A 25521-nucleotide genomic window follows, 5' to 3' on the forward strand; every position below is an offset into this window, starting at 1 on the left:
TAACAATGAATTAGTGCCCGCCTGAAAAGTCGGGAAAAGTTGCACCAAATCATGTGTCTGTTCAGAAAGTAAATAGTCAGTTTAAAAAAGCCTAAACGCAGAGACGCAATGACGCAAAGTTTTTATTATGAGAGAGTATTACAGTAGCTAACATTCCTGACAATTATTATATAACAATTTTTGCCATGCCCGTTTCGTAAATGAGTGTTTTGGCGGCAAGCATAATACAGCAAATGATACTTTATAGGCAGACGCTAATTAGAAAACAATGAAGGCATTAAAGCGAATCATAAGACTTGTCTTACCCCTGTTGCGAAACAGGTATGTCATTGCCATTCTTGCTTTTATTATCTGGATAGGTTTTTTTGACCAAAACAACCTGCTGGAACGATATGAACTTTCACAGCGAATCAAAGAGCTGGAACGACAAAAAATCCATTATCAACAGGAAATAAGAAGTAACAAACAAAGAATGCAGGAGCTGCAAAGCGACCCCGAAAATCTTGAAAAATTTGCCCGTGAACAATACCTCATGAAAAAACCAGATGAAGATATTTTTGTCGTTATTGAAGAATAACAGAAAGTTAGATTTTTAGATATAAGATTTAAGATAAAGATAGCCAACAGGCAGAAGGCAGAAGTTTGAAGTTAGATGCTGAATATCAAATAAAAGTAATTTAGTCAGTAGTCAGTAATTTTTAGTCAATAGTGGAATTTGAGGGTACTGACATAACGCGAAAACTAACAAAAAAAATATAAACATCATATTTTGAGCAGTTTATAATTTGATTTAGATAAAACGAGCATGACAAAGATTGTCACAATAAAAATATCTATAAGTACCACCTAACCTCTAATCATCAAAGAAAAAAACAGGGAACAGATTCTTCGTCGTTATCTCCTCAGAATGACATTCGACAGTCTGTCATTCTGAGCGGAGCGAAGAATTTAACCTCTAATCATCTGACATCAATTAAAGTATGATAAGATGAGTCCCGATAAGTCGGAACGAGTTGCATCAGATCAATAACTTAGATAAATTTTATACTAAATGAATATCCTTCGCTTCCTTAGTGGTCTCTACTATGCCGGAATGGTGCTGGTGCTTTCGGGCATCATTATGCATATTGCCGGTATATCCGCGGCCCAATGGGTCTTTGCAACAGGCCTCATCCCCGTTCTGGGAATCAGAATATACAACTTCATCGTTGCGGCACCCCGCCGCAAGAGATTAAACGGAATATTAATGACCAGTGCAGTATTTCTTGCTGCCGCAGTCTTTGCTATTTATCACGATCGATCCTACTGGATAATTTTCGTAGCTGTTTCAGCCGTTCTTGACGGTTATGTAAGTTTCAGAAAATTTACCTGATATTTTATTCCCCCGGAAAAGCAAAAACCCTGAAGAACCTTTCAATATTTTAACAATACACTTATATTTGTCCTCATTAAAAAATTAAAATTTAACTTTCATTTTCTGCTATGAAAAATATATCCATCGTCCTTAATGCTATTTTGTTTGTTGCAGTTATTGTCCTGTTTTTCCTTGTATTATCCGACGACTCGTCATCGGTAGAAGATGCAGACGAACAAACCAGGAAAGAACAGGTGCAGGACTACCCGATAGCTTACATCAATACCGACTCATTGTTAATGAATTATGAATATGCTCAGTATCTTAACGAGGAACTGTTGAAAAAAGAGGAATCGTCAAGAGCCGATTTCAACGAGCGTGCAAGGGTATTTCAGGACGATATGCGCGCTTTTCAGCGAAAAGTTCAAAACAATGCTTTCCTGAGCCTTGAACGTGCACAACAGGAAGAAAGGAGATTAAGACAAAAGGAGCAGGAACTTCAGGACTTAAATAACCAGCTGTCGAATGAACTGATGAGGCAGCAGAACCAAATGAACAAAGAATTAAGAGATACCATTACTGCTTTTCTGGAAGAGTACACCAAAAAGCATCCGTTGAAACTGGTGCTGAGTAATACCATGGGAGATAACGTGCTCTATGCAAACGAGGCCCTCAATATTACTGACGAGGTAGTTGCCATTCTGAATGAGCGCTATGAAAAAGCTCAGAAAAAAACCGGGGAACAGCAATGAACAGATCATTAGATTTTTAAATTAAAGATACAGGTAGCGACCCGGGCAGAAGTTTGACAGGCAAAAGGCAGAAACAATTAAGCATTTTAAGATTCCAGTCAGATAAAAGCAGGTCATTGATTGTTGCTTACTTTCGATGGCCTGTTGCTTTTTTCAGGCATTATGATGGCACAAGATAAAACGAAAGCTGTTTTTGAGAATTACCTGGAAAAACATTTTCCTGCATTTCGCATTGAAACGCCACCTCCCGCCGACCTTAAACTAATTGTTGTTATTCCTTCCTATCTGGAAAAAAATTACCTTTTCAAAACGCTGGAATCGCTTTATGCTTGTACGCCTCCGTCGGGACAGGCAGAAGTTATAATCGTGCTCAACACCTCTGAAAGTGACTCCCCCCACATTCTTGAAAAACAAAAAGAATGCTTTACTGAAATCCTGAATTATAAAAACAGGAAAAGCAACGACTGGCTTCATATTCATCCCCTGGAAGCCTACAACCTGCGTAAAAAACATTTTGGTGCAGGACTGGCCCGAAAAACGGGATTGGATGAAGCCGTAAGAAGGTATTATAAACTCGGAAAACCCGATGGGATCATTACCTGTCTTGATGCCGATTCTCCGGTAGCTCCGAATTACTTCCGGGCCATAGAAGAATGGTACAAAGACCCCACGCATCAAGGGGCAATGATTTATTTTGAGCATCCGCTGGAAGGGAAGGAATATCCGCCCGAAGTTTATGAAGCCATCACGCTTTACGAGTTGCACTTAAGATACTACCGGAGAGCCCTGCAGGAAGCAGGATTCCCCTATGCCTGTCACACCATCGGCTCATGCATGACGTTCCGGGCATTAAAATATGTTCAGGCAGGCGGAATGCCAAAAAAACAGGCAGGCGAAGATTTCTATTTCCTTCAAAAACTAATTCCCCTCGGCGGTTTTGGTGAAATAAACACTACAGCCGTGTATCCGTCACCAAGACCATCGGACAGGGTTGTATTCGGAACAGGGGCCAGCATTAAGCAACACCTCGAAGGCAGCCGGCGACAGGGGACCACATACAATCCTCTCGCATTTGAAGACCTTAGCAGCTTGTTTTCAAAAATTCAGGAACTGAGAGACATTAACCCCGAATCATTTGAAGAATGGACCTATAATCTGTCAGGCCCGCTGCGGAGTTTTCTTCTCAATTCGAATTTCAAGGAAGAACTATCCGTCATCAGAAAAAACAGCAACCGCAATAAAACGTTTTTAAAGCGTTTCTTTGGTGTTTTTAATGCCTTCCGGGTTGTTAAGTATCTCAACTATTCTCACGAGCATTTTTATGCCAGAAAGGACGTTTTCGATGCAGCTTTATCGCTCCTCGAACAATCCGGCCAAAACATTGACGACATTTTGGACGAAAAGGAATTACTGATAAAATACCGGGAGTTGGAAAGGAAGGGGTTCTGAGTTTTGAGTTTTGAGTTTTGAGTTTTAAGTTCGGGGTTTCTGGTTCTGAGTTTTGGTTGGGTTTCGGGTTTTGAATTTTTGGGTTTGTTTGTGAGGTTTAGAATTAATTAAACCAACCGCTGAGGGATGGCAAAATGGCAGAAATTAGAATAGCGTTCTGCTGCCTCTTCTGGAAGAAGATTTATTGCGGAACCAGTCATTCCCCGATTCGGAACACGGGATGGCGCCCCTGGGAGATTTGTTAATGCCGGAGGTCGAAAACCGGTAAATGAGCGAAAACTCATTAGCACCGCCACTATGCCCTGCCAAATCAGACAAAGAAAGATCATAACTATAGGACAACCGTACATCGCCAATATTAAACCCGACAATAAAGATAAGCGCATCATTATTGGTAAGCCCGTCACTGCTACCGATTGGAATACCCCGATACCACAAACCGAGTTCAAAGGGATTGATGTACCAGTAACTCCCTATGTCCAGTTGTTGAAAATCTTGCTGCATTCGATACATAAAAGCCAGGGTAGCACTCACTTCATCCTGATTTCTTGTTCTCGTTCTGAAACGGTACTTTCCCCCGCCGTAAAAAGTCGTTCTTATGGGCAGAGCCGACTCAATATCGGTAAACCCGAGATCACTTTTTACCAGGTGGTCAACCACAACTCCTCCCCAGAAATCATCACTATAAACCATTGCGGATGCAGCTGCATCAAATTTGCGATAACTTTCCTTTTCAAAATCCCCGATGGCACTGGCCAGAATATCACCGTCAGGACCTATCTGGTCGCCCCAGAGCAGTGAAGCAGGATCAATCTTTCTTTCAAAATATTTGAAATTAAGTCCGGGACGCATATAAATTTTACGTGTCAAAGGAAATTCATAAGCATAAACCAAACCAATGTTTTGCGTAATCAGCTGTCCGCCTCCCTGGTCATCACGAACAAAGACCAATCCGACGCCGCTGCTGTACTTTTCAAAAAAATGATCGGCAGCAAAGGATAAAGTTCTGTATGTATTGGGAATGCCGGGCCACTGATCCCTGTAGGTCAGAGCAACCCGGCTTCCGTTGGTTAAGCCGGTAAAAGAAGGACTCAGATAAACCGGAGCAGCATAAACCTGCGAGAAAGTGGGATCCTGCGCTTTCGCATTCCCCATTCCTGTCAGAATTATTCCCAACAATAAGATAATATGTCTAATCTCTTCTTTCACAATCTAAACTTTTGAGTAATCAGGTTATGCTGATTCAATGAACAATTACCAGTTTGGCTAAGGTTGAGGCTAAGGTTGAGGTTGAGGTTGAGGTTGAGGTTGAGGCTGAGGTTGAGGCTGAGCACTCAATACAAATTGAAAATCTCCAATCATCAAAGAAATAAGAGCTGCCGGCTAACAACTTCTCTTACCCACGCCCAATGACTCTCCTTAAAAGGAAACCCCGTTCCGCAAACACCTCAACTCAAAAACCAGAAACCAAAAAACTCAGAACCCAGAACCCAGAACCCGGAACCCGGAACCCGAAACTCTTATCTCACTAACAAAACCGTTCCTGTTTCACGGAATTCTTCGCCGTTAACAAATGTTCCGTTCACTTTCCAGACATAAACCGCTTGTGGTGCTAATTGACCTTTATAGAACCCGTTCCAGCCCTCTGAAATATCATCGGATTCATAAATCAACTGTCCCCACCGGTTAAATATCTGGAGGTGATAAGTATCCACATCCCTGTATACGGGTTTAAAAATGTTATTTGTTTCACTCGGTCTGTTTTCAATTCCGCCATCGGGTCTGGGTTTAAATGCATTGGGGAACTTAATAAATCCTTTCGATATGGCAGTAACGGCATCTTCGATGGTGACACTGTCAACGCATCCAAATTCATTGGCAACATGAAGTGTAACATCATAAACACCGCTTTCGGCATATTCGTGAACCGGATGAGGCTCGACAGAGGTATTTCCATCGCCGAAATGCCATTCATATTCCACAGCACCCACCGACAGATCGAAAAATCTGACTTCATCACCGGGCACATATACTTCCTCCGGCATAACACTAAAAGCAGCCTGGGGGTGTTCATGCACACGAATAATCTTCTGATAATGCCCTTCAATACCATCGGGTCCCGGAACAGTCAATACAACAGGATAATCACCCGGTTCTTCAAAGGTATGCGTCGGATTCTGGTCCCCACTGCTGCTTCCATCGCCAAAGTCCCAATGATAATCTCTTACCTGTACGCCAACCGAATAGTTTGTAAAAATAACTTGCAGTGGCCAGCAGCCTTCATCGACATTGGTAATAAAGCCGGCATCAGGAACAGGACGGTATTCAATACTCACATCATCGTAAGAATCACATCCCTCCACATCAATGGTCCATCTGAAGGTATTAATACCTTCGCTTAATCCTGTAACCAGGGTATTAAAGAAGGTCGGGTCTTCAAATTCACCTGTACCACCCACGATTCCCCAACTGGCATCGAGTTCTCCCACGTTATTGGCATTCAGCATGGCCTCTGGATCGTAAACAACCATATCTTCTCCGGCATACGCATCCGTTTTGTTACTTGTAATGGTAACGGTACTTTCAGTAACACAATCATCGTAAGATATTGTCCATTTATAGAGATTATCTCCAAAGCCGATATTCCTGACGATAGAACTTGGTGAATGAGAATCATCAAAATCGCCGGCACCACTGACAACCGTCCATGTACCAATGGCCGGATCAGGCGGATAATTACCATTTAAAGTGGTATAGTTTTCACAGATTGTCTTGTCGTTTCCGGCATCGCTTTGTTCGGGAACTTTATTGAAAATCTTAACGGTGTCACGTGAGAAGCACTTATCTCCGTTCCAGATTTCCCACATAAGGATATTTTCGCCAAAGCCAAGATTTTCTATCACCGTACCTTCATCAGCGGGATTTTGGAAAGTTCCTGTTCCCGAAACAATATACCATTCTCCCGTGCCATGCATAGCCGGGTTGGCATCCAGTTGTGACCAGTCTTTACAATCGGCCACATCAGGTCCTGCATTGGATTGAGTAGGGGTATTATTTTCAATAACAATTTCATCAGAGAGTGTACATTGCCCCTTACTTACCGTCCATTTAAGACGGGTAACTCCCGGCACAAGATTGCGTATCCTGGCTCTCGGGTTTGTAACATCCGAGATGTAGCCTCCACCTTCAACAACAGACCAATATCCTTCGCCATATTCGGGCGTAGCAGCCATCAGGTCGTGCCTGGGTTCACAAACCTCCAGATCACTCCCGGCAAAAGGCGTAGATGGAAGGTTATTGATGATCAGCACTTCGTCGGTACTCTCACATATTCCGTTTTCAACAATCCAGCGTAGCACATTATCTCCTTTGGCAAGATTGGTAACGCTTGCTTTAGGATTATTAATGTCTGAAGACGCAATGGTTGCGGAACCGGCAATTACTTCCCAGTGTCCTGTTCCAATATCGGGTTGCAGCGCATCAAGCACCGTTTCATCAGCACAAAGCGGCTGCGTATTACCTGCATAGGCGGTACTGGGCGAAGCATTGGTAATAGCTACTTCCTCATAAGTTTGACAACCTTTGTAGTTGATCGTCCAACGCAATCTGTTTGTTCCCTTACGCAAATTACGAACAGTGGTGTTGGGATCATTGATATCATCAAAGGTAGCCTGGCTGGTACCTCCGGCAACAATCCAGGTTCCGGTACCCGGCGACGGGTTATTCCCCTGAAGTATTTCGGTATCGGAACAAATGGTTCTGTCGTCACCTGCTTTTGCCTGGATGGTATTGTAATCGATTTGGACGTCATCGAACGATTTACACCCCTCATGCTCTATGGTCCAGCGGAAGACATTGGCACCAAACTTAAGATCGTCCACTCTTGCCGAGGGATCGATCAGAGATGAAAACACGCCGCTACCGTTTCTTATCGTCCAGTTTCCGTTTCCAACAACGGGTGTATTGGCAGAAAGATAAACAAAGTTATCACATGTGGCGGCATTACCTCCGGCATCGGCAGGGGTAGGCCGGTTGTTAATAATTCTGATGGTATCTACATCGGTACATTCACCATTGGTTATACTCCAGGTAAGAAAATTTTCTCCCTGTTCAAGGTTTCGCACAACAGAATATGGATCTTCCGTATCTTCAAATTCGGCAGACCCCCCACCACCGATAATACCCCAGGTGCCAATCCCGGGTAAAGGATTATTGGCTTCGAGAAGGGTAGAATCAACGCACAAAGGAGTAGATGCATCATAACGAATAATGGCTTTTTTAAAGTCGTTCCTGATGACGACATCGTCAAAATCTGAGCAGTTCCCGTTGGTAATGGTCCACCGGAATTTATTCTCACCCACACCAAGATTGGTAACTTTTGTATCAGGTGCTGTCGGGTCTTCAATATTACCCGAACCGGATATAAGCGTCCATTCCCCGGTATGGTATACATCCAGACTGCCGGAAAGTGTTACACTATCGACACAGACAGCAATATCCCGGCCTGCATGAGGGATGGAAGGCTCGTTATTAATAATAGTAACCGTATCAACAGAAGAACAATATTCGGTTGAGATGACCCACATGAAACGATTGGTTCCGCGGGCAATGTTACGGGCCATGTTACCGTCAAATTCAGCCGCTCCTTCCAGGATACGCCATTCACCGATGCCATGATTGGGAACATTGGGTTCCAGTTTCACACTATCGGTACACAGCGTCTGATCTTCTCCGGCATAGGCTTCTGTAGCGAGCCCGTTAACAATGCTCACCGTATCAGAAGAATAACAAACATTATTACCAGAGCCTTTTTCAATCGTATATACGAATCTGTTTTCACCCTGCGAAAGACCGGTCACCTCTGTCTCGGGCTGATCAGGAGTAACAAGCGTTCCGCTACCTGAAATTATTCTCCATGAAACTGTTCCCATACCCGGGTCAGGGGTATTGCCCAGTAATGTATAGGTGTTGCTGCAGGTATAATCGTCAGAACCTGCTCTGGCATCATCAGGACGGTTGTTGGTAACAATTATGGCATCGCTGGAGGATGATGTTCCCTGACCATAAGAAATCGTCCATACAAACTCATTTTCTCCGGGGCCAATATCGTAAACGCGCGTTTGCGGGTCCCTGTCATCTTCAAATTTACCTGCCCCGTAATTACCCAATGTCCATCGGCCGATGGCATTTTCAGGGTCATTGGCATGCATATCGGCTTCGTCATTACAGGTAAAGATATCAGGCCCTGCATCGGCTTCAATGACATCGCCGTTAACGATCTCCACTTCATCATAATCGGTACAATTACCAATAGAGACTGTCCATCGGAAAATATTGGGGCCTCTGGTAAGATTTTCAATGACTGTATTTGGGTCAGATGGATCAATAATGTTTCCGCCACCGATAACAATGCTCCATTGACCAGTGCCACGAGGCGGTAAATGTGCCTGCATTGTAGCCTGACCGCTGCCATCATTGATTATCTGGTCCCCACCGGCATCCACATTTTCCACCGCATTGACCAGTATACTGACCACATCGGAAGAAGAACAACCCGACTGGTTGTGCACCACATTCCAACGCAAAATATTCTCTCCCTTGGCCAGTTGTACGCCCACCCGGGGATCGCTGGCTGATCCGTCAAAGACAGCACCACCGCCACCGGACTCTACTGTCCAGAGTCCTGTATAGCCTGAAGGGACAGGATCGGCATTGAGGTTTACATACCGGTCGCAGGAAACGGTATCCTTACCGGCAAAAGCTTCGACCTGCTGATTAATGACTTTCAGATCGGCCGTTGAAGAACAATTGCCATTATAAATGGTCCAACGGTAAATATTGGTTCCCAGTCCGATACCGGTTACTCTGGTCGTCGGATCATTCAAATCTTCAAAATCCCCGCTTCCCTGAACAACGGTCCATCGGCCTGTTTCATAAAGTTCAGGTGTATTCCCCGAAAGAATGGTATCGTTCTTGCAAATTGTTTGCTCACTCCCAACAGTTGCTTGAGTAGGAGCATTGCTGGTAATTATTATCTCATCGGAACTTTCACATCCGTTTTTGTATAGTGTCCATCTCAAACGATTTTCACCATTAACGAGATTACTCACCAGCGACTGATAGGATGTTCCGTTATCGAAGACGACCGATCCGGACGCCGCATCAAGGGCAGTCCAGTGTCCCACAACACCCGATGGCGGTGGTGTTGCATCTAATTGAACGGAAGACTGACAGGTTGTATAGTCATCACCTGCATCCACATCCAACTGATTGTTACGAATGATTACCTCGTCATAAGTCGAACAATGTCCGTTCTTAGAGATGGTCCACCGAATAATATTTTCTCCTCTGGCCAGGTTTGTAACCTCAACCTCATAATCATTGCCTCCTATTGGCGTTATGGTAGCACGTCCCTTCTCAACGGTCCACTCACCGGTACCTTCTACCGGATCATTGGCAGTAAGGACGGTGTTGGTACTACAAAGGTTGATAACAGCCTCATCATAAATAACAGCCTGATCGGGCTGATCATTCACAATTTCCACTTCGGCATAACTCTCACAGGTGTTTTGGGTAATGGTCCATCTGATAATATTCGAACCGGGATCCAACTCATATACATTTGTGGATGGAGAGCTGGCATCCTCAAAAACACCGTTTCCTGACTCAACCGTCCAGCGCCCACTGGTATTCGGATATGCAGGCACCGGCGTTGCATAAAGATCACTTGACCCGTCACAGGTCAGTGTTTTTTCTGCATCGGCAATAACGGTAAGCGTGTTATTTCTGAGGGTTACCTCATCGCTAATGCTACAACCGTTTCCACCGGCTGCTGTATTGGTAACCGTCCAGCTTAACACGACATCACCGCGGCTTATATTGGTAACAGAGGAAGAAGGATCGTTTGGTGAAGCAATATCGGCATAGCCGGAGACAACCTGCCAGGTTCCTTCCCAATTTGCATTTATTGTAGTTGGGTCAACTGCGGCCAAAGTAGCAGAATTTCCACACAATTGCTGATCACTCCCGGCATCGGCCTGGGGAAGAGGATGAACTGCCACCTCAAGAGCAGAGGTGCTTGAGGAAACACCACAATTGTTTTCTGGCGTTACCGTGACATTTCCAATTGTAGCATCCAGAGCCGGATCCAGGTCTACAATAATTCTGGCGGTTCCCTGGCCGGAAACAATAGAAAACCCTGTTGGAACAGTCCAGTTATAGATTGAAGCATCGGCAACAGGTGCAACGCTATACGTTATCCCGGTTGTTCCCTGGCAAATATCTTCAGGGCCTGAAATAACGCCAATGGTCTGTGGCAATTCATCCACATTTATCTGAAGCGTCCTGTTGGGGCCGGCTCCGCAACTATTCACAGCATAAACAGACAAATTACCCGTTTGTGCATTGGTAGCAAACTCAACTTCAATCTCCCGTGTGCCATCACCGTGATTAATGGTTGCACCGGTTGGCAACGACCAAACATAGCTGACCGCGTTGGGCACGGGGTCAACAGAGTAGGTTTGTGTACTTCCCTGGCAAACAATATCGCTGCCGTTTATTGCCAGGGGCTGCCCGGGATATTCACGAACCGTAACCCTCACGCTACCGGATACCGGCTGAGAACAACCATTGGCATCCTGGATGCTTACCAGTTCATAATCGGTGGTAACGGATGGTGTAACGCTTAGATCATAAGTATTATTGATAATCGGGCCAACCGTTCTTTCGACACTGTTTTCGGTAAATGTTACTGTCCAAGGTCCTGTGCCGGCAGTAAAATCAAAAGTAAGATCGGTGCTTAGTCCCTTGCAGATTTCTGCATTCCCGGAAAGGGTCACGTCCGGCAATTCGTTGACGGTCACATCAGCTGTTCCGGTCCCGGTATTGCTACAATAGGCATCAGTGACGCGTAATATTTCATAAGTAGTGTTGGCAACCGGTGAAACAGTAAAAATATTGAAAGTACCTGTATAGTTTTCAGTCCAGGTATTCGTACCGTCCGATATCACCACTTCCCAGGGAGAAGTTCCTGTAAGTTCTATCCCAAGGTCTCTGCTTTCGCCTGTGCAAAGTTCAGCATTACCAAAAATACGGGCAGTAGGTAACGGATGTACTTCTACCGTAGCAATTCCGGTGGCTGTTCCCTTATTGCATGTGGTTCCCTGTTCAACAAATCCGACAATTGAATACTGAGTTATTCCGACATCCGGCACGTTATTCGGTTGGAACTGGTATGGTGAGTCGTCAACAGTGTAAGTCTCACCATCGCTCAATTCAACTTCCAGTGGACGGGCTGCCGGATTCCAATTCGATGAAATAATCTGAAGCGTTGGCAATGCTCCTTCGCACAATTCTTCACTACCTGTAACAGTGCTGATTTCAAGCTCTGCCTCCGGTTGGGTAACCACCAATTGTTGCTCCGTGTAACAATCCGTATTCATATTGAAAGCACCATCGCCATAGCCATCGGCAAAAGCATCGTTATCAAAGGCTACCTCATTGATGTTACTGTCATCAATGACCCGAACCGTATAAGTTCCGGCAGGAAGATTGTCAAAAGTAAAGACTTCTCCGGATATTGGCGAATGATTGGCTGCTGTTCCAAACGGGCCGCCACTCAACGTTACATAATAAGTTCCCGATATTTCATAAGCCACACCACCGTTGACAGAAACTTCAATAATTCCCGTAGATTCGCTGTAACAGTCAACATGTTGCGTGATCGAGGCATTTAACTGCAAAGCAGAAGGTTGCAATATGGTAACATCTTCTCTTACATCGACCCCGTTGGCATCGATTCCAACCACTTCATATTCGCCGGCAGGCAAACCGGTAAATACAGCATTGTTGTCATTGGTCACCTGATCAACCTGACCTTCTCCATCATATAACGTAATGGACTGATAGGGTAATGTTCCGCCAATCATATCCACAGTTATTCGTCCGTTACCGGCAACATTACATGGTCCGACATTCCGCTTGCTGACGATAAGTTCCAGTGTAGCGTTTGGTTCTGTTACCGCTATATTGATAATTTCATCAGAACAGGTGTGTTCATCTTCCACATAGACACGGTAAATGCCGGCAGAAAGGTTATCAACCACTTCAAGCCCGGTGCTTCCGGGAACAGGATCGCCATTTTCATCGAACCAGAGAATGGTATATGACCCGGCACCTCCTGATACCTCAACCTCAATGGAACCGTCACTTCCTCCCGTAGTAGTGACATCCTGCACATTTACCAGAGTGACGGACAAGGCTTCGTCGGGCTGCGGAACATGAATAAGACTGCCATAAGTGCTTTGATAGTCAAGCACACAACCATTGGCATCGGTGATGACCACGTTGTAATCGCCCGAATGAATATTATCAATATCCTCGAGCGTAGGATCGGGTATTGTTCCCGGGCCGGTCCATTGGAAACTGTAGGGTGATGTGCCTCCGGCAACTGTTATGTCAACAGACCCGGTCGCTTCACCACGACATTCCGCACTGTCAACGACAACATCGGTAACTTCAACAGAGGTGGCCGGCTCGTTCACAGCAAATGTTCGTGTTACAGAACAGGTTGTGCCGGAAATAACATCGGTAACGACCACTGTGTAACTGCCTGCCTCCAATCCTGAGATATTCGGGCTGGAAGAGGTAAAACCATCCGGTCCGCTCCATGTATAATTATATGCCCCCGAACCTCCTGTGACATTAATATTGATTGCGCCGGTTGAAGCCCCGAAACACCTTACATGCGTGATATCGCCGGCAATAGTGATCGTATTTGCTACAGGAACAACAATATCTGAAATGGGAAACGTGCAAGGCCCGTTGGGATTACTGTCGGTTACCGTCACTTCATAAGTTCCGGCTGACAATCCACTCTGGTCTTCCTGGGTGGCCGACAATCCACTGCCATCCGTTGTTGTCCAACTGAAAGAATAGGGTGGTACACCCTCAGCCGGGGTAATGTTGATGGAGCCGTTATTGGCACCGGGGCAGGTTTCTGCCTGGACAGTATAAGTAACATCCAATGGTTTGGTAAGGGTCACCGATTTACTGACATTACAATTATGCGCATTGCCCACATCCACCATGGTAACGGTATATTCACCACCGGGCAAATTGCTCTGGGTAGTGATTGTCGGACCCGATGTATTCACCCCGGGACCTGCCCAAACATACTCATAGCTACCTGTACCACCAACCGGGTTAACAATTTCAATGGCATTATTCTGATTGCAATCGGAATTATCAACATTCAATGTAAAATCAAGCGGATCGGGCTCATCAACCGTAAAACTCCTGGTTACACTGCAATCGTCAGCATCAGTAATAACGACGGTGTACTCACCTCCCGGCAGGCCGGTCTGATGCCAGGCCCCGGGTGTAATGTAGGGCGATGCATCCCATGTAAGTGTATAGCCTCCGGCACCTCCGGTTATCGAGGTAATATTAATTTCCCCTTCGGGCGTACCGCCACCACAGTCGTTGTGCGCAACATAACTGTCCACAACAATGGGATCGGGTTCAGGGACATCAACCTGAAGCGTGGTTGTATAGGGAGCACTACTTGTTGCACAAATCTGAGAATGGTCGGTCACTTCAACTACGTATGTTCCGGCAGCTAATCCACTTAAATCCTGAGTGGTCGATGTTGCGGGATCATCCCATGAGTAAGTGTAATTATTGCTGCCACCCGTAACTGTCAGGTCAATAATGCCGTTGGCACCGCCGTTGCACTGAACAGGTGTTACATCAGCAGTAAGGACAGGTTTACCAGATACCTCAATGGTTTTGGTTACAGAACAACCTCTGTGGTCGGTCACTTTAACACTATAAGTGCCTCCCACAACAATACCTGCAATTTCCACATCCGATACCTGAGTAAAGCCACCGGGCCCGCTCCAGACGTATGAGTAGGGCGGAGTGCCTCCTGCTAAACCGTTTAGTACGATAGAGCGGTTATAGTCAACCGAACAATCAAGTGAAGTACTCAAAGAAAAATCGATTGCCAATGGCTGGGACACATAATAGGATTTTGTAATCTCGCATCCATCCGCATCAATCGCAGTCACTTCATAGGTACCGGCAGTCAGACCGGTCCATTGACCATCGTTGTTACTATCCAATACACCATTCAGATAATAATTAACAGGAGGCGTTGCGTCAATCACATCATCGATAATAATAGCCCCGGTGGCACCTCCGTTACAACTTACCGGAATAACAGACGCATCAATGGCAAGAGTTTTCGCATTGTTAACCGTAAAATCACGGGGATCCAAAGTACAACCCCGGTCTGTATCCATCAAGGTCAATGTATAAGTACCGCTCGTTAATCCGCTTAAGTCGGAAGTAGTGGCGTAGGGATTCCCCTCTTTCGCCCAACTGAAGATATAATTTCCTGAACCACCGCTGACTGTAATGTCAATGGCACCGTTGGCAGCCCCGGAGCAGGTAACATCTGTTACATTGGCCTGAATATCAATGTAAGAAAGACTAATCACGTCATTATATGCACACCCGGAAGGATTGGAGGAGTTGGCATCGGTAATCTCCAGGTCATAATCCCCGGCAGGAATACCTGTAATATCATTTATGACATAAGGCTGAACATCAGATGTTCGAATCCAAACCAAACTGTTTCCCGTAGTCTGGTTTATTAATTCAATCCGGTATGAGTAATCTCCGGAGGCATCAGCCAGGCCACCTTCTATTTCAAGGTCAAGTTCTCCGCCTGTACCATTGGGTTCACATTCAATTTGGGAATCGACACTGTTGATAACCAACTGTTCAGGTTCAGATATGTTGGTCGAAACATTGGCAGTACACCCATTAACATCCCGGACAGTAAAATTATTGGTGCCGGCAGACAATCCGGTAACAACGTAAGTATCGCCATTCCAGTTCATATTGATAGCACTGCCGGTAAGATCGTAGAGCGGTGTGCCGCCTTCTGCCCGGAGTGTTACTTCGCCGGTATTATCACCAAAACATGTGGTAATGTCTTTTTGTCCCGACAGGGTAAGCTCAAGTTCTTCGGGCTGAGTTATCAGGATACCGGAAGAGATTGTCGTACACCCATGAAGGTTCCCCGTAACAATTACCCGGTAAGTTCCGGCCGGAAGGTCGGTAACTGTTAGCGTTGTAGCCTGACCGGATGACGGATACGTAACCCAACTGCTGCCATTATAAACTTCCCAGGCATAACCATAGTTACTTCCCCAACCTCCATGGACATTACTCACGGAAATTTCACCGTCATCGCTTTCAAAGCAGGAAAGGTTTTCAGACTCTATATCAAATGTTATCGGATCGGGTTCATTAATATTAAAGAAAGTTTCAACATAACATCCAACTGCATCGACAATTTGGAGTTTATAACCGGTTCCGGCTGCCAGTGTTGAAATGGTTTCGCTTCCTCCTACAGCGACAGTCCCCGATATGACACTCCCGGAAGGCGGCGTAATATAGTAATCATAAGTATCAGGGGTAGTGGTACCGGGTGTACCACCACTAACACTGAAAGTCACAGCCCCATCTGAGTTTCCTGCACAGGTAGCATCATTATCAATGGCAAAATCAAGTGTCAGCTCGGGTGGCAACGTAAATGTTATGGTTTCGGTATAACTATTTCCGGCATCATCAATTACTTTAGCTTCATAAGTACCTTCGCCCAGATTGTTATAATTTGCATAGTCACTGCCCGCCGTTGCAGGAGAAATAACCGTACCGCCTCTGCTTAACGTAATAGAAGCATAAGGAGGAACACCACCGGTAGCTGTCAGACCAATGGCATTGGTGGCCCCATGACAGGGACCGGGATCACTTTTGGAAATGATCAGACCGAGTGGTGAGTCGGGATCGGTCACCACGAAAGGATCGGACATTACGGTACATCCGTTGTCATCTGTAACTTCAACAGTATATGTGCCGGCTGCCAGATTAGGCTGAACATAAACGTTATCTACCAGACCAGTAGCTGTGCCATCCCAGTTAATGGTGGGATAAGAACCGCTGCCACCGGTAATCGTAATCTCAATAGAACCGTTGCTGCCACCGGGTGTGGTTACATTATTTATAGCTACAGCATTGATCTCAATTCCCGAAGCAGGTTGGTTAACAGTCAGTTCTACAATGTCTGTACAATTATTATCGTCCCATGCTTCGATGCGGTAATCACCAGCATCCAAACCGGTAAATGTATATGGATCGCCGACTCCATCATATTGAGAAGCCTGAGCCACCCAGGCGCCCGAAATATCTTTATATATAACATAATTAACGCCGGATGCTGACGAGCCCCCAACTCCGTCCACAATTATCCGGGCATCACTCCCGTTATAGCAGGTAACATGTTTATCGACAGAGCCGATTAGTGAGAAAGCTGTGGCAGGCTCATTTACACTTACTGAAGTATTGGTCATGCAGCCCTTCACATCACGGACATCAATGGTATAAATCCCGACAACCAGACCACCAAATGTATATTGATTCGTATTATCGGTAACCCAATTGGTGCCGCCATCTATACTAAATTCATATCCTCCCGAGCCTCCGGAAGCGGTTACCGTTAATTCACCGGTACTTCCACCCCCGCACAAAACAGGCTGATCAACAACGCCGGTCAAAGAAAGTGGTGAAGCAGGTTCTCCAACAACAATTCCGGAATAAGTTGCCGGACAGCCATTTCCATCGGTAACCGTAACTTCATAAGTTCCGGCAGGAAGATAGTTGAAAGTATCACCCGACTGATTTAGTCTGGTTTCCGGTCCGTCGGTTATTGAGTAAACATAACTACCGTCTCCTCCCGAAGCTGTAACGGAGATACTTCCATCATTGCCCGAATAACAGGAAACAGGAGTTGAAGAATAATCACTTACTAAAAGTTTATCAGGTTGGGTAATGGTAATTTCAAGGGTCCGATTAACACATGAAGGAGCATTGGCATCTCTCACCCATGCAGAATAGGTGCCAGCACTTAGACCGCTAAATAAGCTTCCCGTTTGCCAATTGGTTCCATAATCATTAGAGTAATCATAATTACCGGAGCCGCCGATAGCTGTCAGCTCAAACTGGCCGGTTGAATTTCCATTACAGTCAACATCACTATGCGAACCTAAAATTTCATTAACATACAAGGCAGCAGGTTCGGAAACGGTTACCGTGGAAGTATGCACGTACGTACACCGTGTATAATTTTCATCTCGTACGGTAACAGTATACTCATCGGCTTCAAGTCCTGTGAAAACATAAGTATATGTGCCATCACCATTGTCAGTTACACCTGTATTCCGCCATCCGGACGTATAAGATGATGAAGTTGATTCCAAAAGAAAACCTAAAGATCCGGAACCCCCTTCGGCAGTAACTTCTATTGCTCCATCTACTCCTCCATTGCAGGAAACAGACTGTGTTTCCATGGCACTTGTCACATTCAAAGGTGGTAAAGTGTTAATAATAATATTATCTGAAATGGTGCAACCATTGGCATCAGTGACTAAAACGGTATATTGACCGGCCGGCATTTGCTCAATCCCGGTACCATCTCCAACAGAAGCAACAGGGTTTCCTCCGCCATCGGTCCATTGTACATCATACCCCGAAGGATAAGCAGTCAGATCAGCAAAAGCTGTACCGCCCGAAATATTCACTTCAGCCACTCCTTCACAATCGACGCCTGCTGTGCATCCGGAACAGCCGACAGGTGAACTGTCGGTTGTTATCGAAAGACCAGAAGCAGGTTGGGTAATAGTAACCTCAACGGGATTGGACAAGGAACAGCCGATGGCATCTTCTACCTGGAGATAGTATGTGTCCGCAGATAATCCAGAAAATATTCCTGAATTGTTATCATTCACTAAGTCTGTTGAAGTTGCAGCTGCATCATTATATAAATAAAAATGATAGGGTCCCGTACCATTGGAAGCAGATGCCGTGATTTCACCATCGGTATCGCCGGTACAGGAAACATTGGTTTTTGTAACTGAAGCAGCCACGTTGTTTACGCGCACCTCAACGGTTCCGTTCATCATAGCTGTACAGCCGGAAGGACTTGGCCAAACGGCTTGTACTGTATAATCGCCCGGAGTCGTTACCGGGCTAAAATCGATGGATGGGGCGCTGGCATTACCTGATATTATCTCTATGGGAGAAGAAAAATTATCATTAAGAATCAATCTGTAATCAACCCCATCCTGGGAGGCGTCAACTCCAATCGTTACATTATCACCGGGACAGAAGCGACCAGGGTAAGAAGTCGTAGAAGAATTGGGTGTGACATTATAAGCGGCTGGTGTCTCTTTTACTGTAAATGTTTTTGTCTTTTCTGAGACACAACTATTGGGACCCACATATTTGTATGTAATAGGATGGTCACCGGGTGTAACCACAGAGGGGTCAAACTCGGCTACTCCATCATCCGCTGTAAGATTATTTATACCATTACCGGAAAAGTTTCCTGTCCCTGTAAATCCACCACCAACAAAACTTCCCTGCAATGTCACAGGATCATCTGATTGACAATATTCTATCGGGTCTGTAGTTCCCTCAAATGTAACTCCAGGGATTTCATGGACGGTCACCGTTTCAGACACGGATGTAACACAACCGGTATTGGCAGTATTGTCAAAAGTATAAGTAATGGTATAAGTGCCGTAACCTACGTGCGACGGATCGAAGTAAAAAGGATCTCCGGTACTGCCTGTATATGAATAGGAAGCAACATGAGTGGTGTCAATTCCATCGTCATAATAAAGTGGAGAACGGCCAACACCATTCAACGTGGATGAGAAAGTATATACTGCTCCGGAAATACCATCGTTGTTAGGTCCGATTAAATGAGTCCCGTTGTCATTGTCACAATAATCAGAAATGAGTCCTGAAATATCTATTGTAGGCGCCGCTATAACATTAACATTCAGAGAGTAAGAATCAGAACATGCTCCGGTGTTTATTGTATAAGTAATAGTATAAGTAGTTCCCGGAATAATATCAGGATGCGACGGATTAAAGTAATAGCCTGAGACTCCGCCTCCGGTAGCCGTATTAATTGTAAAGACACCTCCGGTCTGATTGGGAACCAACTCAACCGGCCCCTGCGTCTCACAAAACTGCGTTGAGGGCGCATCTAATGTAAATGTGGCATCAATTTCATCAGCAACCGTTACTTCCTGTTCAATAATATTATTACAAGTGCCATCATTATATGTGAACCTGAATAAATAATCCCCTGCCCCCTCTGTTGAAGGATCAAAAGAAAACGGAATGGCAGCTGAATTGCCGGATTGTGTATAAATGGGAACAGGAATGGCCGGATTGGTATTATCAAAAATTTCCAAAGTTCCGCTTATACCGGATGACGGTACTTCATCCCCATAAACATTAACAGGGCCATCTGCGGCGCAATACAAAGAATTGAGACCGGGGAACTCCAGCGTAGTCCCAATCTGAATAGTATGCGTAATAGTACCTGTGCAGGTTGTCACCGGATCGGTGTAGGTATAAGTTATGGTATGATTACCATTGCCGGCAACAGAAGGATCAAATTCGGCCGTACCCGCACCTGTATCGGTAACTCCCGGCCCTGTGAATATACCATCACCAACGGTTGTCCCGGTACCATCAAAAATTCCACGCAAATTAATAACATCACCGGTCTGACACATGGGAAGATCACCTGCAGGGAATGGTAGCCAAGGATCAGTTGGGGCAGCTGTTGTTGACCGATATTCAAATTCAAGTTCATCAGCAAGATTGGGATGGATATTTACAGTAAGAATATCTTGCCCAATACACCCTGTTGTCGGATCAGTATATTGGTAAACCAGATCAAACGATCCACCAACTGTTAAATTTAATGCCTGATCAACGTCCAATTGGGCTGTTCCGTCTCCACCGTCCCCGAACCAAGGCCTTGAACCCCCTACAATTGTCCAGATGCCATTACTATTTTGTGGATATCCATAAATATCAACTACTCCTGCTCCGTCACAATAATCTGTTTGATTTCCCTGAGCATCTACATTTGGTACCGGGTTAACGTCAATATCTTTGGTAATACTATTCTCGCAACCTGTTGTGGTATTGGTGAAAGAATATGTAATTGGGTGCCTTCCTACTCCCGCCACAGAAGGATTAAAAAAGTTGCCCGAAACACCAGTACCGGTAAAGTCACCCGCGGTATTTGGTGCAACAGGAATTAATTCAACACTTCCTCCATTGGCGCAAACCTCATAATCTCCATTTTCCGGTTCAAAATCAACAATTGGAAGTGAATTTACAACAACATCGATTTGGCGTGTGGTTGTACAACCATATTCATTTTCAACGGTGGCATAATAAGTTCTTGTTGTATTGGGATAGAAAGAGACGAGTTGAGTCGTCTCTAACGAGTTACTCCAAAAATAATCATAGGGGCCGGATGTATTCGATACATTGGCTCCCAGAGTTACCTGACTTCCGGCACAAACACTTGTAGATGAAGTTCCTCCGGAAGTTGTTACAGGATTTGGACTTGCTTCAAATGTAAAAACGGGATTGGGGCGGACATAAAACTGCACCTGCCCGACATTGGTAACCGGGTTACAACCCGAACCATCCACAAGGTTGGTTAAAGTATAAGTGACATTAGACGATGGATTTACCTGAAATGAATAGGTGTCATTATTGTTATTATTTACAGTAATTGGAGCATCTCCAATATTATTCGTTATTTCAAAACTAAAAGGTTGTGTACCGGTTAACGAAACATTAATATAAAAATCAACCGATGTTCCTTCACAACGAATGTTGGGAGTAGATGTGGTAATAGTTGCAGTAGGCGGATTGGATTCAACTATAACAGGAATTCCACTCATATTGGTAGTACACCCGGCAGTTGAAGTAGCTATTACCCTGTAAGAGCCTTCTGTCAAATCACTCCATGAGGCCGGGGATAACAGATTTCCATCACCGTTTATTGGTGAGGCAACATTTGTATATCCGGAACCGTCATCATGTTGCAATTGGTACTCAATTCCAGATTCAGAACCATCCAGGCTAAGCTGAACGCCCGTAGGAGATGCTCCTGCGCAATAAGATGTCTTGTTCGCTGAAAGGTTAAATACGGATGGAAAAGCTTGTATCACAAAAGAACCACCTATAAGAACCGAACAACCATTCCTGTCAGCTTCAATAGTATAAGTACCTGGTGTACTTAATCCCCCAAAGATAATTGTACCATTATTATTTCCATCCTTATAAGCGCCGGTTGGTGATCCATTCCGCAAAAGATAATACCGTACATCCGATCCTTCGGTGTCAGCAACATTCAAATCCGACCCGGGACATGCGGGACTTGTAGAACTAATAGAGGGATTAGAACTTGGAGAAGAACTGATGTAAAACGGGCCACCATTCATCATGACTTCGCCATTGCAACCATCGGCAGCGATATAATATTCACCTGTTCCTTCATTTATAGATGGAAATAGATGACTTCCTCCATCACCAGTCCATCGAGTATCGGACACTTCAGATGCAGTGGTTCCGTCATCGTAAACAACATAATACTCAATGCCACTTTCGGAATTGTCGAGGATTATATCAAGATTATCGGATGAACAAACACCTGTGCCGGAAGTAAGTTGCGGGGTGGGATCAGGTTCAACGGTAAAAGAGAGAGGATCAGGCAAATTACTCGTAGTAACTTCACAACCAGACCCGGAAAGGTCTACAACAGAAGATATTTCAAAAGTTGCATCGGAGTTTAATGCATAAGTAAAAAAATGAGTATCCCCGGAATTTGAAGAAGAAAGGCTATAAGTTTGACTTCCACTGGGGGTTCCATCAAGTTGAACATTCCAATTTCCACCTGTTCCTGAAAGAGTAATTTCAACAACGACATTATCTCCCGTGCAAACATTAGACGGAGATGGAGAGGAAAGAGTAACGGTCGGCGCAGAACCTGAAACATCATAAGTAACATAATAACCAGGCCCTCTATCATAATAAATTGTGTAACTACTGTAAGATGCATCAAACCCTGAAAAAATAAAATCTTCATTTGATGCTGCAGGAATAATATTCAACGTCCCCCCTGGCGGAGTTGTTGAAAAGAGATTAAAATTCCCCCCCTCTCTTTGTCCAGGAGCTGTGGACATATCATTCATCACCTCTGTCCCTGTCAAATATCCTCCGGCACAAACAGTTGGGTTCTGACTAACAGCATCCCCCCCCCACACAACAAGTCCTGCAAAGAGCAGGGCACTCTTCAGCCAGTTACGAAAAAACCATGTTCCTTTTCTTTGTAAACCTTTCCTCATCAGCTTATTATCATTGGGCCAAAAGTGGGTTTTGGCAAAGTTGTTTTTTATTTATCAGAATAAAATCAGGTTGTTACTACGAACCTGATAGCCTGACCCGATTTATTGGAAGAACCTGTCCCATGAAATCAGGACTCGTTTCCATAAATCAAAGTAACAATACCGGAACCATAAAATGGGGAATTTTGTCAGAAGTGGTCATCCATGGCCCTTTGGTTGTCACTACTTTCTCAGACGGCCTGTCATGCACAGGCTTAAGTAATCGCAGGAAAAATTCAAATTTTATTATCGGATAAAATTTTTATGTTATTTACAGCCTGCTCATGCAATTTTGTTTTTTCCGATTTTTGGGGGGTTAGGAACAAAAAAAATCTGAAAACGATCTCTCTTGCTTTTCATAATTTATATTTCTCTAAAACAATCATACTGTAAAGAAACATTAATTTCTGCAAAAACAAAAACAGTTTCGATAAGTTTTTACGCAAAACCATCAAAAAAAGTTGGCCTAAAAAGGCAGAAAAAAGGGAAGAAATGTGATTTTAACATTTAGAATTCGGACAACATGAAGATATTCAATAGAAAAGCAAATTTTTTTTCATGGAATTTTTTAAGTATTTAATCACTTATTTTTTGATGTTCGTCAATTCGATTTGTAAACAATCACATAGAAATTAAGAGAATACTTTATTTTGGTTCTTTGAGCCCAGTCTAAAAGACTCAGTGTTCCTTAATCTGCTTTTCAAACCGCACTCCTTAATCAAAACCAACGCTGAAAGTGTCGAACCCGCCTCAAACAAAAAACAACCTCAAAGAGATTAAGAGAATTGACCGAAATTTTTTAATGAATTTTTTGGTTATGTTCAAAATTTTTAATTAGATTTTTGGTTATATTCAAAAAAAAAAGCCGTTATTTTCGATTACAACCGAAAATATATACCGTTTGCAACGGGCATGGTAAAGATTGCCACAACAAGATATTCCCTCTGCGCTCATATTCGGGCACTTCAACCCATTCCCTCAACAGCAAAACCCGCTTTTGCCAAATCCTGCCAAAAGCCGGGATACGATTTACTGACCACCGAAGGATTTTCGATTTGCAAAGCTCCCCGGGTGAGGCACGCGGGTGCAAAAGCCATGGCCATACGGTGATCGTGATGGGTATTTATGAGCGGCTGCTCCTCCGCCTCTTCCTTTGTCCCATCCCAACTAAGATCATCAACATTGTTGGTAGTAAAAACAAACCCGAGTTTCCGGGCTTCGGTGATAAGAGCATTTATGCGATCAGTCTCTTTAATCCTGAGCGTATGAAGTCCGGTTAAATGAAACGGAATACCCAGGCAGGCACAGGTAACGGCGAAGGTTTGTGCCAGATCGGGCTGATCCGTAAAATTGTATGCAAATCGTTTGGTAGTTTCACCGGTAGATGTCAGCACCAGTCCTTTTTGCGAAAATTTATGCTTCACGCCCAGCGATTCAAAAAGTTCGGCAACCTTCGAATCGCCTTGCCAACTGTAACGGTCGAGTCCTTTCAGAACAATGGAGCTGCTGCCACCACTCAACGCTGCTATCTGAAACCAGTAAGAGGCCGCACTCCAATCGGCCTCGGCTTTCACTTTAACGGGGGTCATTGGCTGTTCGGGTACGGTAATCATATTGTCCTTCCACTCCGACTTTACACCATATTGTTCCATCAGTTTCAGCGTAAGATGGATGTAAGGTCTGGAGGTTATATCACCCATCAGTTTTAGTGTCAGGCCATTGGAAACACAGGGTGCAATCATCAGCAAGGCAGAAATGTACTGACTGCTGATATTTCCGGGTAATTCCAGTGTTTTCCCCTGCAGGGAACTTCCGAATATTTTCAGCGGCGGGTATCCTTCCTTTTCAAGATAATCGATTTTCGCACCGATTTCGCGCAAGGCATCCACGAGAACACCAATAGGCCGTTCTTTCATCCGCTCGCTGCCGGTGATGATCCACTCCCCTACTACCCTTGAGAGAAACGCGGTAAGAAAACGCATGGTAGTACCGGCCGCTCCAACATTAAAAATGTTTGCATTGGAATGTAATGCCGTATAAAGTGCGCGCGTATCGTCACTATCCGACAGATTTTTCACCGGCCACGGGCTATAAGACAATGCATTGAGTATCAACAACCGGTTACTGATGCTCTTCGAGGATGGCAGGGAAATGACTGCCTGATTTAATTGCTTGGGTGGATGTATTGTTACTGTTTGCATAGTTTTAGAGTTCTGGGTTTTAGAGTTTCGGGTTTTGAGTTTTGGATTTTGAGTTCTGAGTTCTGAGTTCTGAGTTCTGGGTTCTGGGTTCTGAGTTCTGGGTTTTGAGTTCTGAGTTCTGGGTTTTGAGTTCTGAGTTCTGAGTTCTGGGTTCGGGGTTTTGAGTTCTGGGTTCGGTTGAGGTGTCCTAATATTGGTTGACATTTTGAATAATTGATAGTCATAAATTTGCTAAAAAAAAGGAGGCTGTTCAAAAAACTGTGTCATCTTATTTTTCTTTGATTATTAGAAATTTTCAATTAGTGGTAAGCTCTCAACCTCAGCCTTTACCTTTACCTCAATGGAAAAGATTCTTCGTCGTTCCTCCTCAGAATGACAAGAGAAGTTCCCTGTCATTCTGAGCGAAGCGAAGAATCTAATATTAAGCT

General features: G+C 44.5%; 7 protein-coding genes. 4 read left to right on the forward strand and 3 right to left on the reverse strand.

The window, feature by feature from the left end; all coding sequences use genetic code 11:
* The first annotated feature begins 268 nt into the window (after positions 1-268).
* From ATH1_RS0102730 to ATH1_RS0102745, 4 genes are all read left to right on the forward strand, one after another.
* A complete protein-coding gene (locus ATH1_RS0102730; RefSeq protein WP_010417186.1) occupies positions 269-577 on the forward strand; it encodes an FtsB family cell division protein in 309 nt (102 codons plus the stop codon).
* Between the two features lie 474 nt (positions 578-1051).
* Complete coding sequence (locus ATH1_RS0102735; RefSeq protein ID WP_010417188.1) at positions 1052-1372, forward strand: hypothetical protein; 321 nt, start codon at positions 1052-1054, stop codon at positions 1370-1372.
* A 110-nt stretch (positions 1373-1482) separates the two neighbouring features.
* Positions 1483-2106 carry an OmpH/Skp family outer membrane protein gene (locus ATH1_RS0102740; protein ID WP_010417189.1) on the forward strand — a complete coding sequence of 208 codons (624 nt, stop codon included), beginning with the start codon at positions 1483-1485 and terminating at the stop codon, positions 2104-2106.
* A gap of 123 nt (positions 2107-2229) precedes the next feature.
* A complete protein-coding gene (locus tag ATH1_RS0102745; RefSeq protein ID WP_245531689.1) occupies positions 2230-3555 on the forward strand; it encodes a glycosyltransferase family 2 protein in 1326 nt (441 codons plus the stop codon).
* 144 nt (positions 3556-3699) lie between these two features.
* On the opposite strand, the gene ATH1_RS0102750 is transcribed toward ATH1_RS0102745, so the two are convergent.
* The 3 genes from ATH1_RS0102750 to ATH1_RS0102770 form a co-directional block, all read right to left on the reverse strand.
* Complete coding sequence (locus tag ATH1_RS0102750) at positions 3700-4764, reverse strand: PorP/SprF family type IX secretion system membrane protein (RefSeq protein WP_245531690.1); 1065 nt, start codon at positions 4762-4764, stop codon at positions 3700-3702.
* A 311-nt stretch (positions 4765-5075) separates the two neighbouring features.
* Entirely contained in the window at positions 5076-22853 is a 17778-nt protein-coding gene (locus tag ATH1_RS0102760; RefSeq protein ID WP_010417197.1) for a PKD domain-containing protein, read from the reverse strand.
* 1004 nt (positions 22854-23857) lie between these two features.
* Positions 23858-25093: a 3-phosphoshikimate 1-carboxyvinyltransferase gene (locus ATH1_RS0102770; protein WP_044114807.1), complete on the reverse strand. Its 1236-nt coding sequence runs from the start codon at positions 25091-25093 to the stop codon at positions 23858-23860.
* Positions 25094-25521 lie beyond the last annotated feature (428 nt).

The sequence above is a fragment of the Anaerophaga thermohalophila DSM 12881 genome, from assembly GCF_000191885.1.
Taxonomy (GTDB): domain Bacteria; phylum Bacteroidota; class Bacteroidia; order Bacteroidales; family Marinilabiliaceae; genus Anaerophaga; species Anaerophaga thermohalophila.